This is a genomic window from Agrococcus sp. UYP10, from assembly GCF_040547205.1.
In the GTDB taxonomy this organism is placed as follows: Bacteria; Actinomycetota; Actinomycetes; order Actinomycetales; family Microbacteriaceae; genus Agrococcus; species Agrococcus jenensis.
In genome coordinates, this window is sequence record NZ_JBEPPG010000001.1 from 336300 (window position 1) to 349255 (window position 12956).

Genomic DNA, 12956 nt, shown 5'->3' on the forward strand with positions numbered 1-12956 from the left:
GTGACCAACCCGATCGAGCCGATCGACCCCACGCCCGACCTGCCGCACGCGGTCGCCGTGACGTGGGGCGTCGCGGAGCTGCCGCACCGCGGCCCGAAGCGCGAGCTCACGACCGAGCAGATCGTCGAGGCGGCGATCCAGCTCGCCGACGCCGAGGGGCTCGAGGCCGTCAGCATGGGCAAGGTCGCCGCGGCGGTCGGCGTCGCGCCGATGTCGCTCTACCGGTACGTCACCGGCAAGGACGGCCTGCTGCTGCTCATGTACGACACGGCGAGCGAGGTGACGGTGCCCGGCGCGGGCAGCACCTGGCGCGAGCGGCTGCGCGAGTGGGCGATGTTCGTGCGCGCCGCGTACGACGCGCATCCGTGGCTCGCCGACCTGCCGCCCAGCTCCACGCCCACCACGCCGAACCGGCTCGCGATCATCGAGGCGGGCCTCGCCGCGCTCGAGGGCGTGCCCGCGCCAGACCGCATGAAGCTGCCCACGCTGCGGCTGCTGCTCGGCTACATCGCGCTCTACTCGAAGGCGTCGAGCGACGCGGCGGTCGACGAGGACGTGCGGCGCGCGCTGCCCGAGCTCGTGACCGACGAGCGCTTCCCGCTGCTCGCGCCGGCGGTGCGCGCCGGAGCGTTCCAGTCGAACGACGTCGACGACGGCAGCGGCTTCGGCTTCGGCCTCTCGCGCCTGTTCGACGGCATCGAGCGCTGGCTGGAGCGCAACGAGCCCGACGAGCCGCTCGAGCGCCTGCCTGCGTCGATCCTCGACGACAAGCAGGTGCGCGAGGCGGGCAAGGTCGTCGAGGAGGCGCGCGCAAGGCTCCGGCAGGCAGAGGCGAAGGCGGCGGATGCCGTGGCCAGGGCGGCCGAGCGGCTCCAGGCGGTCGAGGCGCGCAACGAGGCAGCCGAGGCGCGCGCAGCGGCGAAGGCCGACCTGCGCGCGGCCAAGGCGGAGGCGAAGGCGGCGAAGCGCGGCGACCCCCGCGACTGACCGCGACCGCCCTGACCGGCGTCGCCTGACGCCCGAGTCGTGCGAAAGGTTGGGCTGTGCTTCGGCCGGTCTGCGCGCACGCTGGAAGCATGACCCGCAGACTCCTGTCCATGGCCGGCATCGTCGTCGTCGGCGCCGTGCTCCTCACCGGCTGCGGCGCCATGGGCGCCTCGCAGTCGCCGGTCGTCGGCGCGCCCGCCCAGGAGGGCGGCGGCCAGGACGGCGGCGTGCCGGACCTCGGCGGCAGCCCCGCGGAGGAGCCGAGCGTCGGCATCCCCGGGGCCGGCGAGGACCTCGGCGGCGTCGCCGGTGACGAGGACCGCTCCGTCATCATCTCCGGCACACTCAGCATGCGGGTCGGCGACCCGATCGCGACGGCGGATGCGGTCTCCGACGCGGCCGTCGCCCGCGGCGGCGCGATCGATCGCCGCTCCGAGGGCGCGTCCACCGAATTCGAGCCCGCATGGGCGACGCTCACCGTGCGCGTGCCGGCCGCGGAGGTCGAGACGATGCTCACGGCCCTCCGCGAGCTCGGCGAGGTGACCCGCGTCGACATGGGCGAGGAGCAGGTGACGGCGCAGGTGCGCGACCTCGAGGTGCGCGTGAACGCGGCCCGCACCTCCGTGGACCGGCTCACGCAGCTGCTGACCACCGCCGCCGACACCGAGACCCTGCTCGAGGTCGAGGCGCAGCTCACCGAGCGCACGAGCGAGCTCGAGCAGCTGCGCTCGCAGCAGCGCGCGCTCGAGGACCTCGTGGCCATGTCGACGATCGGCGTCGACATCCGCTCGACCACGGTCGAGGGGCCGACGGGCACGCCCAGCTTCTGGGACGGGCTCGTCGCCGGGTGGGGCGCGTTCCTGGCCTGGGGCGCCGCCGCGCTCTTCGCGCTCGGGCAGGCTGTGCCGACGCTCATCGTGCTCGCGGTGCTCGGCCTCGTCGTCTGGCTCATCGTCCGGCGCGCGCTCAAGCGGCGTCCGCAGCGCGCGACGGTCGCCGGGCCGTCGGTCGAGAACCCGGCGACGCCGACTCCCGTGCAGTGATCCTGCCAGCAGCGCTCGGGCCGCGCGCCTTGCGACATCGGCAACGTCCCGGCAGGGAAAGATTGCGAATACCCTCGACCTGAGGTTGAACTCCGCGCTACGCTCAGCGTCGGTCCTGCTCCCCAGCCCGTCACGAGGTCCCCGCTTGCGCCGCCCGCTCATCCTTGCCGTCATCACCCTTGGTCTCGGCGCCACCTTCATCGCCATCCCGCCCGCGCCCCCGGCGGTCTCCGCCGACGACATCCCTGCCATCCAGGAGGCGCACTTCGCGGTGATCGACGAGATCGCCTCGTGGGATGCCCGCACGCCCGTCTCGCGCATCGGCACGATCGAGGGCGACCCGGTCGCCGGCACCATCCGCATCGGCTGGGCCGGCGACGTGCCGAGCGAGGTGCGCGCCATCGCCCGCGACGCGCGCGCCCAGGGCATCGACGTCGGCTTCGTCGCGCAGGAGTCGAGCGAGGCGGAGCTGCTCGAGATCGCCTACGACATGGCGGCGTCCATGCCCGTCGACGGTGCCTTCGCGATCGGCATCGGCCAGGACTCGCTCTCGGTCGAGGTGCCCACCGCATCCGCGGCTCGGGCCGCCGGCACCGAGCCCATCGCGGTCGAGGGCGACGTGCGCGAGGTCATCGACGAGGCCGAGGATGCCGCAGCCGAGGTCGGCGCGTCGGTCAGCGTCGCGCAGACCGACACCGTGCCCGCCAACGCGGCCGCGGTGCCGCTCGAGGCCGGCGCCGCCATCGACCCGGCGGCGGTCGCCCCCATCCGCACGGCGCGCACCAACGACGTCGCCGTGCTCTCGGGCGGGATGCGCGTGCAGACGCAGTTCCGCAGCGGCTCGTTCGTCTCGTGCACGTCCGGCTTCACCGGGTTCTACGGCCACCGACCCGTGATCGTCACAGCCGCGCACTGCAGCGACTACGCCGACGACCGCGCGGTGCGGAACGCCGCCGGCACGTCGATCGGCCGCAGCGACCTGGTCGCCGAGCTCAACGACGGCGAGCTGCCGTTCGACCTCGGCGTCATCGCCGCGTCCTACGACGCACGCACGCTCCCCCGCATCTACACCGGCAACACGACGACCGTCGACATCACCGGCACGCAGACCACCTGGCCGCCCTCCGGCTACCAGCTGTGCTCGTCGGGCCAGGTCACCGGCTGGAAGTGCGACCTGACCGCGGGCGGCGCCTACGTCACCTGCTACGGCACGCCGCGCGGGTCGGAGTGCATGCACGTGCAGATCGTGCGCTCGAGCGGCTCCTCGGCGTTCTGCCTCGGCGACTCCGGCGGCCCGGTCGTGAGTCGTCCGACGGATGCCGGCGCGCGCGCGGTGGGCGTCGTGTCGGGCATCCGCGGCACCGGCGGCACCTGCGCCGTCGAGGGGCTCATGGCGCCCGTGTCGCAGCTCGGCACGGTCGTCTACGGGCTGCAGCTGCACACGCTGCCGTAGTCGCTGCCGCCGGTCGGGCGAAGCGGTGCGCGCGGCGCACCGTCCGCGTCGAGACCACCGGCTGATAGCCAGCATCCAGAGCCACCCGGCATGATGGCCACCATGAGCGACCCCACGCCGACCGACGCTCCCTCCCTCACCGACGCATCCGTCCTGACCGCCGTCGCGGCCTGGATGCCGACCACTCGCTGGTACCCGCTGAAGGGCCAGGAGGTCGACATCGCGCTCGAGACGAGCTACGACCTGGGCGATGCCGAGATCCTGCTGCTGCGCGCGGGCGACACCCTGCTGCAGGTGCCGGTCGCGTGGCGCGACGAGCCGGGCAGCTCCCCGATCGCGCAGCTCGACGGCCGCTGGCTCGTCGACGCGTGCGGCGACGCGGATGCGGTGCAGGCGCTCCTCGACGTCGCGACCGGCAGGCGGTCGGTCAACGGCCTCGACGGCGACGCGACCGCCGACCCCGCCCCCGCGGGCGACATCCGCGTCATCACGGGCGAGCAGTCGAACACCTCGATCATCGGCGGCGACGGCACCTGGATCGCCAAGGTCTTCCGCGTCGTCTCCCCCGGCGACAACCCCGACGTCGTCGTCACCGGTGCGCTCACCCGGGCGGGCTGCGACCGCATCCCCCACCTGCTCGCGTCCGTGACGGCCGGCTGGCCGGCGGGCGACGCCTTCGTCACCGGCCACCTGCTCGCGGTGTCGGAGTTCGTGTCCGGCGGGCAGGACGCCTGGGAGCTGTTCCGCCAGCACGCCCTCGCGACCCTGCGCGGTGAGCAGCCCGGCGACGCGCCCGACGCCCGAGCGCTCGGCGAGGCGGTCGCGACGGTGCACCGCGACCTCGCGGCGGCCATGGGCACGGCCAGCGCGAGCGAGGCGGACACGCTGCGCTTCATCACCGGGCTCGAGCAGCGCATGGCGTGGGCGCGGCAGGAGGCGGCGGGCGTGCTCGGCGAGCTCCACGACGAGCTGCAGGCGGCCGCCGACCGGCTGCGCGAGGTGCGGCAGCTCGGAGAGCTGCAGCAGATCCACGGCGACCTCCACCTGGGCCAGGTGCTGCGCGGCGCGGACGGCGGCTGGGTGCTGCTCGACTTCGAGGGCGAGCCGCTGCGGCCGATGCACGAGCGGATGGTGCGCGAGCCGCGGTTGCGCGACGTCGTGGGCATGCTGCGCTCGTTCGACTACGCCGCAGGCTCCGCGCTGCAGGAGCTGCCCGACGCCGACGGCGCGGCGGCGGGCGACTGGGTGTGGCAGCGTCGCGCGGAGTTCCTGGCCGGCTACGCGGAGGCGGCCGGACCGGTCGACGAGTCTGATCCCGTCTTCACCGCGCTGCTGCTCGACAAGGCGCTCTACGAGGTCGTCTACGAGGTGCGCAACCGACCGAGCTGGGTCGCGGTCCCGCTCGAGGCGGTCCGCGCGCTCGTCACCGCCCCCGACGGGCTGGCGGGTTCGCAGCCGGCCCCCGACCCGCTGGCGGGTTCGCGGCCGGCCCCCGACCCGCTGGCGGGTTCGCGGCCGGCCCCCGACCCGCTGGTCGAGTAGCAGCCGGCGAAGCCGGCCGCGTATCGAGACCACCATGTCCCGCCGAGCGAAGACCACCGCGGCTGTCCTCGCCGCCGTCGCCCTCGCCGCCATCGCCGCCCTGCTGCTCTGGCCCCGGCCCCCCGCCCCGGAGCCGTCCGGGAACCCGACCGCGACCACAGCGCCGACCTCCGCGGGCTCCGACGACGCCCCGCTCGCCGTCTTCATCGGCGACTCGTACACCGTCGGCACTGCCACACCCATCAGCGGAGCGGGCTTCCCGGCGATGCTCGGCGAGCTGCGGGGCTGGCGCGTGGAGAACCCCGCGATCGCCGGCACCGGCTACTCCACCGGGCGCGCGGACGGGACTTGCGCATCGAGCGGATGCCAATCGTACATCGGCGTGCTGCCGAGGGCGGTCGACGCCGATCCCGACATCCTGGTCGTCTCCGGCGGCCGCAACGACCTCCAGCGCGCGCACGTCGAGGAAGCGGTGACCACCTTCTACGCAACGGTGCGGCGCCAGCTGCCGGATGCGCGGCTCATCGTCACGTCGCCGCTCTGGGACGATTCCCCGACCCCCGACGCATTGCTCGCGCTGCGCGAGCACGTGGCAGCGGCTGCCGAGAACGCCGGGGCCGAATACCTCGATCTCGGCGACCTGTTCCTGGACCGGCCCGATCTCATCGCCTACGACGATCTCCACCCCAATGAGGAGGGCCTGGCATTGATCGCCGAGCGGATCGACGAGCTGCTCGCGCGATGAGCGCATACGAAAGAGCGCCGCCCCTCGGGGCGGCGCTCTCGTCGTCTGCGTCGGATCAGCGGTTGTTGTACCGGTCGACGATGTCGGCGGGGATGCGGCCGCGCGTCGCGACCTTCAGCCCCTGGGACTCCGCCCACTCGCGGATCGCCGCGGTCTCGCCGCTGCTGCTGCTGCCACCGCTGCGGCCCGCGGGAGCGTTCGTCTTGCGTCGCCCGGAGACGCGGCGCGATGCGCGCACGTAGTCCTCGAGCGCGTTCGAGAACTCCTCGATGTGGGAGTTCGTGAGGTCGATCTCGTAGTCTGCCCCGTCGAATGCGAATCGCACAGTGCGGCCTTCGCCGTCGCCGATCGCATCACCTGAGATATCGTCGACGAGTTGCACCATTGTCTTCTTAGCCATAACGGAGAGAATACTCCCGGATGTCCGCGAATCCAATTCGCTTCGCATTCGCCGGGTATTGTCCCCCACTGCTTCACCGAGATTGACGCGGACAATCGGCGCGGTCGATTGCATTCACTCTCAGAGATCTCGATGCTCGACCATCCGGGACGAATCCTCCTGCCTCGCTGCGCCAAGCCACCGGGCGTGCCGTGCAGACTGGATGCATGAGCCGGCTCTGGGAGATCCACGCGCGCGCCGTGCGGGCGTCCCTCCGCCGCGTCGGCGCGGTCGGGCTCGCAATCGTCGCGCCCGTCGCGCTGCTCGTCACGCTGCTGCCGACGCCCCTGCAGGCGCGTGCCAAGCCGCTCGTCGTCCGCGGGCTCGGATGGCTGCACGACCGGACGCTGCTCGAGTGGCTGAGCTGGACGCGACTCGAGGCGCTCGCGAACGTCGCGATGCTCGTGCCCGTCGCGCTGCTGCTGACGTTCGTGCTCGGCGCACGCCGATGGTGGCTCGCCACCGCGATCTGCGTCGCCGCGAGCGCCGGCGTCGAGACGGCGCAGCTGTTCATGCCCGCCCGGGTCACGTCGCTGCTCGACGTCGCCGCGAACGGCCTCGGCGCGCTCGCGGGCGCGGCGATCGCTGCGATCGCCGAGGCGACTGTCCTCCGAGCCAGGCGGCGGTCGCTCCGACGCTGACCGCCTCAGCGCACGCGCGCCGCGCTCAGTCGCGGCCGTAGATGTCGCGCGTGTAGAGCTTGTCTGCGACGTCCTCGAGCTCCTCGGAGCGCCGGTTCGCGACGATCACGTCGGAGCGTCGCTTGAACTCGTCGAGGTCGCGGATGATCTCCGACCCGAAGAAGGTGTCCTCCTCGAGGGCCGGCTCGTACAGCACGATCTCGACGCCCTTGGCGCGCACCCGCTTCATCACGCCCTGGATCGACGACGCCCGGAAGTTGTCGGAGCCCGACTTCATGATGAGCCGGTGGATGCCCACGACCTTGGGCTCGCGCCGCAGGATGTCGGCGGCGACGAAGTCCTTGCGCGTGGTGTTCGCCGAGACCACGGCGGCGATGAGGTTCTGCGGCACGTCCTCGTAGTTCGCGAGCAGCTGCTTCGTGTCCTTGGGCAGGCAGTAGCCGCCGTACCCGAACGACGGGTTGTTGTAGTGCGTGCCGATGCGCGGGTCGAGTCCCACGCCGCCGATGATCTGCGCGGCGTCCAGCCCGTGCGTCGCGGCGTAGGTGTCGAGCTCGTTGAAGTACGCGACCCGCAGCGCGAGGTAGGTGTTGGCGAAGAGCTTGATCGCCTCCGCCTCCGTCGGGTCGGTGAGGAGCACGGGCACGTCCTTCGCCTCCGCGCCCTCGACCATGAGGTCGGCGAACTGCCGCCCGCGCTCGCCGGTGTCGCCCACCACGATGCGCGACGGGTGCAGGTTGTCGTGCAGTGCGCGGCCCTCGCGGAGGAACTCCGGCGAGAAGACGATGTGCGCGCCCGGGTGCGCGGCACGCATCCGCTCGGTGAAGCCGACCGGCACGGTCGACTTCACGACGATCGTCGCCTCGGGGGCGACCGCGACCACCTGCTCGATGACCGACTCGACCGACTTCGTGTTGAAGAAGTTCTCCTGCGGGTCGTAGTCGGTCGGCGTCGCGACCACGACGAGCCCGGCGCCCTCGAAGGCCGCTGCCGCATCCGTCGTCGCGGTGAGGCTCAGCTGCCTCGTGGCGAGGTAGTCCTCGAGCTCGACGTCGATGATCGGCGAGATGCGCGCGTTCACCTGCTCGACCTTGCGCTCGTCGATGTCCACGGCGACCACATCGTGGTGCTGCGCCAGGACCACTGCGTTCGAGAGGCCTACGTATCCGGTGCCGACGACGACGATCTTCACAGCTGCTCGTACTCTCTGCCGGCGGGCGCCGACGTCACTCTCGGGCGCCGGTGCGGCACCCTGTCAACCCTACTTCGGGGGCGTTCGTGGTCGTGCGCGGTCGGCTCAGAGGCCGGCGACGAACTGCTTCAGCCAGTCCTGCAGCTCCGGGCCGATGTCCTCGCGCTCCGAGGCGAGCAGCACGTTGGCCTTGATGTAGTCGAGCCGGTCGCCGGTGTCGTAGCGGCGTCCGCGGAAGACGACGCCGTGCACACCGCCCGCGGCGTCGTCGCCGGCGAGCTCGAGCAGCGCGTCGGTGAGCTGGATCTCGCCGCCCTTGCCGGGCTCCGTCCGCTCCAGCACCCCGAAGACCTCGGGGCGCAGCACGTAGCGGCCGACGATCGCGAGGTTCGACGGCGCCGTGCCGGCCTCGGGCTTCTCGACGAGTCCGGTCACGCGCACGACGTCGTCCTGCTCGGTCGCCTCGACCGTGGCGATGCCGTAGAGGTGCGCCTGCGACTCGGGCACCTCCATGAGCGCGACGACCGTCGTCTGCAGCGTCGACTGCACCTCGACCATCCGCTCGAGCAGGTGGTCGCGCTCGTCGATGATGTCGTCGCCCAGCAGCACCGCGAAGGGCTCGTCGCCGACGTGCGCGCGTGCCCGGAGCACGGCGTGGCCGAGCCCGAGCGGGTCGCCTTGCCGCGTGTAGTGGATGTTCGCGAGCCCCGACGAGCGCTTCACCTTGGCGAGCCGCTTGACGTCGCCCTTCTTGATGAGCGTCGCCTCGAGCTCGGTGGCGCGGTCGAAGTGGTTCTCGAGCGCGTTCTTGTTGCGCCCGGTGACGAACAGCACGTCGTCGAGCCCTGCGCGCACCGCCTCCTCGACCACGTACTGGATGACCGGCTTGTCCACGACCGGCAGCATCTCCTTCGGCAATGCCTTGGTCGCGGGCAGGAACCGGGTGCCGAGCCCTGCGGCGGGGATGACGGCCTTCGTGACGGAGGTCTGCATGGTGATGAACCTATCGATCGATGGTTACGCGACTGTGTCCGAGCGGCGTCGCGCAGTCGACGGCGCGTAAGTCAGGCCTTCGCCTTCGCCTTCGCCTTCGCCTTCGCCGTCGCCTTGCTCAGCGCGTAGCCCTCGCCGTATGCGCCGTATGCGCCGTATGCGTTCCCCGCCTTCGCCGGCAGCATCGTGAGCACCACGCCTGCCACGGGAGCATCGACGTTCTCGAGCATGCTGAGCGCGACGTCGAGCTGATGGCGGGTTGCACGGCCGCTGGCCACGACCATGATGGCACCGGCAGTGTGTCGGGCGAGGACGGCTGCATCTGTGACGGGAAGCAGCGGCGGCGCGTCGAACAGCACCCAGTCGAACTCTGACTCGAGCTGCGTGATCAGCGCCTGCATCGACTTGGAGCCGAGCAGCTCGCTCGGGTTGGGCGGGATCTGGCCGGACGGGAGCACGTACAGCGACGACTCCCCCCACATCTGTACGGCGTCCACCAGCTCGGCACGCCCGATCAGCACATCCGTCAGTCCGACGCTGCCATCGATGTTCATGTACTCGGCGACCTTCGGCTTGCGGAGGTCCGCATCGATGAGGATGACCGTCTCCCCGGCGTCTGCCAGTGCGAGTGCGAGGTTGGCAGCGGTGGAGCTCTTGCCTTCGCTCGGCGTCGAGGAGGTGACGACGAAGGTCCGGCTGCGGCCGTCGACTTCGACGAACTGCAGGTTCGTACGGAGCGTGCGATACGCCTCCGAGCGAGGGCTCAGAGGATCCGAATGCACGACCAGCGGGCGCTGCTTCGCTTTCGAGTCGAAGGTCATGGAGCCCACGATCGGGAGGTCGGTGACCAGCTTGAGTCCACGCTCGTCGCGGATGCGAGTGTCCAGCACCTCGCGCAGCAGTGCGATTGCGACCGCGAGCGCGATCCCCAGCACCGCACCAACCGCGACGTTCAGCAGCGGCCGCGGGCTGATGGGATCCTCGGGGACCACGGCGTTCTCGACCGTGGTGAGCCGGATGGGGCTCCCCTGCTCCCCTGCCGACTCGATCTCCGCCACGGTTGTGGCGAGGCTCGCGGCGACCGCATCTGCGATGCGAACGGCGACCGCGGGGTCCTCGCTGACCGCGCTGATCTCGATGATGGTCGTGTCGAGCAGCGGCGACGCGGCAACGGAGCCCGCGAGCTCACGTGCGGTGGCATCGAGGTCCAGCTCAGCGACGACGCGATCGAGCACACCCTGCGACGTCGCGAGGCGCGCGTACGTCTTGACCCGCGAGAGCGTGAAGGAGTTGCCCTGCACGAGCTCGGCACTGGTGTCGCCGCCCTGCGTCGACACGAAGACCTGCGTCTGCGCACTGTAGACGGGCTCCTGCACCGCCGCGACCAGCGCGCCGGCGCCGACGCCCGTGAGCATGAGCGCCAGCAGCAGCAGCAAGTTCTTGCGAAGGACCCGCAGGTAGTCGCTCAGCTCCACGTCACATTCCCTTCGATTGCCGTGCCTCGATCGAAGCCGGCCGATCGCGCGTCAGTACGCGCCATCTCGGGCCACCACTGCTTTCGCGGTGCGCCAGAGGATCTGCAGGTCGGCGATGAGCGACCAGTTCTCTACATAGTAGAGGTCCAGACGCACCGACTCCTCCCACGAGAGGTTGGAGCGACCGCTGACCTGCCAGAGACCCGTGATGCCGGGCTTGACGAGGAACTTGCGGTGCACGTGCTGCTCGTAGAGATCGACCTCGCGCTGCAGCGGTGGTCGCGGTCCCACGAGCGACATGTCGCCAGCGAGCACGTTGAACAGCTGCGGGAGCTCGTCCAGCGAGAAGCGACGGATGAAACGCCCCACGCGCGTGATGCGCGGATCGTGCTTCATCTTGAACAGCACCGCGTTGCCAGCGTCGAGCCCATCGTCGCGCTCGTCGAGGAGGGTCGCCAGCACCTGCTCCGCGTCGACCCTCATCGACCGGAACTTGAGCATGCGGAAGGTTCTACCCCGGAAGCCGATCCGCTCCTGCCTGAAGAGCACCGGCCCGGAGGAGTCAAGCTTGACCGCGAGCGCGATCGCCAGCAGCGGCACCGAGAGGGTGATGATGAGCCCGATGCTCGCGAGGATGTCGAACATCCGCTTCAGGAAGCGCTCCGAGCCCTCGAACCTGGGCGTCTCGACATGGATGAGCGGCAGCCCTGCCACGGGGCGAGTGTGGATGCGGGGTCCACCGACGTCGGTCAGCGCGGGCGCGACGATCAGGTGCTGGCGGCCCGGCTCGAGGCGCCAGCTCAGCTCGCGGATCTTCTCCGGCGACAGCTCGTCGCTCCCCGTGAGCACCAGCGTGTGTGCGTTGACGCGTGCGAGCGCGGCGATCGAGTCGTCGATGTCGCCGAGCACGGGTACCCCGAGCTTGCGCAGCCTTCCGTTCGCCGTTCCGCCCGGCACGCACACCCCCTGCACGCCGTAGCCCGCTCCCTTCGCGGTGTGCAGCTGCTCCACGATGTGCGCGACCCCCGCGACCGACCCAGCGACGACCACCCGATTCTGGAAGTAGCCCCGCACTCGCATGCGAGCCAGCCACTGCCGCCACAGCTGTCGCGAGAGCAGGAGGAGCGCGAGGCCTGCCGGCAGCGCGATCGCGACGTATGTTCTCGCGAACTCGTACTCGGTCAAGTAGGCGGTGATCGCGATCACCCCGAAGAGGAAGAATGACGCGTTGAAGACGCGCACGTACTCCGTGGTGCCGCTGCCGAGGACGCGCGCGTCTCGCGACCCTGAGGCCGCGAGCGCGATCAGCCACGCGACGGCGATGACGACGCTGATCCAGGTCGGATCCACGATCCCGCGCCAGTTGACACCCTCGACGAGGTCCCGGTCGCCTAGCAGGGACAGATTCACGAACTGAGCGACACCGACCGCGAGCAGGACGCCGACGATGTCGGTGATGAGGAGGCGCTCAGGGAATCGAGCCACCCATGGCGGCGACGAGCGTCGCAGCGATATGGGTTGCGTTGCGTTCGGCCCCGGAACCCGGGTCACCACTCTCCCTCGGTCATCGTCCACTCCTCCGACATCGACTTCACCCCTGTTGCGCATGGCCTTTTCCTCTGATGCTATTGCTGGGGGGACGCTGAGGACGCATGTGCTACGGCAGGCGCGACTGCGACCCCGCGCCATCCGGGAAGGGCTGGCCTGCCAGCGTGGTGAGCGCCTGCATGGTGCGGCCGACCCACAGCTGGACCGCGTCTGCTGACTGCCGATAGACGTCTGCGGACAGCCGGTACGGATCGATGATGTCGTCCTCGACTCGCGAATGCGGGGGGGCGACGAGGCCTCGTGCCGTCGCTGCAGCCTCGACAACGCTGTGCATGAACGGCGCCAGCCCACTCCTGTCGAGCCCGATGCCGACATCAACCCGTCCCTGCGCCAGCGCCTCGAGTACCCGCGCGAACTCGACGAGCGCGAACGCCCGCCGGTTGGCACTCGGAAGCATGCTGGCTGCCGCACCGCGATGCTCCCTCGACATGCCGAGGATGAGGTCGGCACGCTCGATGAAGTCTGGGCGGAGTCGTCGAGCGCGGTGACCCGCAGCGTGCAGCGCCCCCAGCCGCTCCGCCTCGGCTCGGGCCTGCTCGTCGATGCGCTGCCCGTCGTATCCGAGCGTGCCCGCACTCCCGACGACCACGACGTCGGCTGCCTGCGCACCGAACGCGGTGTCGAAGCGCAGACGGAGGAGATGCTCCGCTTGCGGGGACCTGCAGATGTTGCCGGTGCAGACAGTGAGGATGCTGAACGACGACCGGTCACGTGCGGCTACCGTGCGTTGACTCGGCAATGGCATGTCAGCAACGATAGACGGCGGATGTGTCCGGCTTGTGAACGCCGATGCGCCGGCGGCGTCGAGCTGCCCTGGGAAGGCGCGCGCCACCGCGCC

The 12956-nt window shown here is 70.9% G+C and carries 12 protein-coding genes; 6 read left to right on the top strand and 6 right to left on the bottom strand.

Annotated elements, in window-relative coordinates:
- The 5 genes from ABIB37_RS01640 (at position 1) to ABIB37_RS01660 (ending at position 5770) form a co-directional block, all read left to right on the top strand.
- Positions 1-987, top strand: coding sequence for a TetR/AcrR family transcriptional regulator (locus ABIB37_RS01640; RefSeq protein WP_354255905.1), 987 nt, complete (start codon positions 1-3; stop codon positions 985-987).
- Between the two features lie 89 nt (positions 988-1076).
- Positions 1077-2030 (top strand): DUF4349 domain-containing protein, encoded by a 954-nt coding sequence (locus ABIB37_RS01645; RefSeq protein WP_354255908.1) that lies wholly within the window; start codon positions 1077-1079, stop codon positions 2028-2030.
- Between the two features lie 145 nt (positions 2031-2175).
- Positions 2176-3483 (top strand): trypsin-like serine protease, encoded by a 1308-nt coding sequence (locus ABIB37_RS01650; protein WP_354255911.1) that lies wholly within the window; start codon positions 2176-2178, stop codon positions 3481-3483.
- 102 nt (positions 3484-3585) lie between these two features.
- Positions 3586-5025 (top strand): maltokinase N-terminal cap-like domain-containing protein, encoded by a 1440-nt coding sequence (locus ABIB37_RS01655; RefSeq protein ID WP_354255914.1) that lies wholly within the window; start codon positions 3586-3588, stop codon positions 5023-5025.
- A 34-nt stretch (positions 5026-5059) separates the two neighbouring features.
- Positions 5060-5770 (top strand): SGNH/GDSL hydrolase family protein, encoded by a 711-nt coding sequence (locus ABIB37_RS01660; RefSeq protein WP_354255917.1) that lies wholly within the window; start codon positions 5060-5062, stop codon positions 5768-5770.
- A 55-nt stretch (positions 5771-5825) separates the two neighbouring features.
- Here ABIB37_RS01660 and ABIB37_RS01665 read toward each other — a convergent pair whose 3' ends face one another.
- Positions 5826-6284, bottom strand: coding sequence for a histone-like nucleoid-structuring protein Lsr2 (locus tag ABIB37_RS01665; RefSeq protein WP_354255920.1), 459 nt, complete (start codon positions 6282-6284; stop codon positions 5826-5828).
- Between the two features lie 92 nt (positions 6285-6376).
- Here ABIB37_RS01665 and ABIB37_RS01670 point away from each other — a divergent pair, with 92 nt between their 5' ends.
- Positions 6377-6850, top strand: coding sequence for a VanZ family protein (locus tag ABIB37_RS01670; RefSeq protein ID WP_354255923.1), 474 nt, complete (start codon positions 6377-6379; stop codon positions 6848-6850).
- Positions 6851-6875: 25 nt separating this feature from the next.
- On the opposite strand, the gene ABIB37_RS01675 is transcribed toward ABIB37_RS01670, so the two are convergent.
- The 5 genes from ABIB37_RS01675 to ABIB37_RS01695 form a co-directional block, all read right to left on the bottom strand.
- A complete protein-coding gene (locus tag ABIB37_RS01675) occupies positions 6876-8042 on the bottom strand; it encodes a nucleotide sugar dehydrogenase (RefSeq protein ID WP_354255926.1) in 1167 nt (388 codons plus the stop codon).
- 105 nt (positions 8043-8147) lie between these two features.
- Positions 8148-9035, bottom strand: a complete 888-nt coding sequence (gene galU / locus ABIB37_RS01680; RefSeq protein ID WP_123697259.1) for a UTP--glucose-1-phosphate uridylyltransferase GalU — start codon at positions 9033-9035, stop codon at positions 8148-8150.
- Between the two features lie 71 nt (positions 9036-9106).
- Positions 9107-10510, bottom strand: coding sequence for a tyrosine-protein kinase domain-containing protein (locus ABIB37_RS01685; protein WP_354255929.1), 1404 nt, complete (start codon positions 10508-10510; stop codon positions 9107-9109).
- Between the two features lie 51 nt (positions 10511-10561).
- Positions 10562-12199 (bottom strand): sugar transferase, encoded by a 1638-nt coding sequence (locus ABIB37_RS01690; RefSeq protein WP_354255932.1) that lies wholly within the window; start codon positions 12197-12199, stop codon positions 10562-10564.
- Entirely contained in the window at positions 12168-12950 is a 783-nt protein-coding gene (locus ABIB37_RS01695; protein ID WP_354255935.1) for an arsenate reductase/protein-tyrosine-phosphatase family protein, read from the bottom strand. Before ABIB37_RS01695 ends, ABIB37_RS01690 begins: the two co-directional genes overlap by 32 nt.
- Positions 12951-12956 lie beyond the last annotated feature (6 nt).

Bases quoted from the DNA above. Each gene is read 5' to 3' on its own strand.
- ABIB37_RS01645 (WP_354255908.1), top strand. From the start codon at position 1,077: ATGACCCGCAGACTCCTGTCCATGGCCGGCATCGTCGTCGTCGGCGCC.
- ABIB37_RS01655 (WP_354255914.1), top strand. From the start codon at position 3,586: ATGAGCGACCCCACGCCGACCGACGCTCCCTCCCTCACCGACGCATCC.
- ABIB37_RS01660 (WP_354255917.1), top strand. From the start codon at position 5,060: ATGTCCCGCCGAGCGAAGACCACCGCGGCTGTCCTCGCCGCCGTCGCC.
- ABIB37_RS01665 (WP_354255920.1), bottom strand. From the start codon at position 6,284: ATGCAATCGACCGCGCCGATTGTCCGCGTCAATCTCGGTGAAGCAGTG.
- ABIB37_RS01670 (WP_354255923.1), top strand. From the start codon at position 6,377: ATGAGCCGGCTCTGGGAGATCCACGCGCGCGCCGTGCGGGCGTCCCTC.
- galU (WP_123697259.1), bottom strand. From the start codon at position 9,035: ATGCAGACCTCCGTCACGAAGGCCGTCATCCCCGCCGCAGGGCTCGGC.
- ABIB37_RS01690 (WP_354255932.1), bottom strand. From the start codon at position 12,199: ATGGCGCGGGGTCGCAGTCGCGCCTGCCGTAGCACATGCGTCCTCAGC.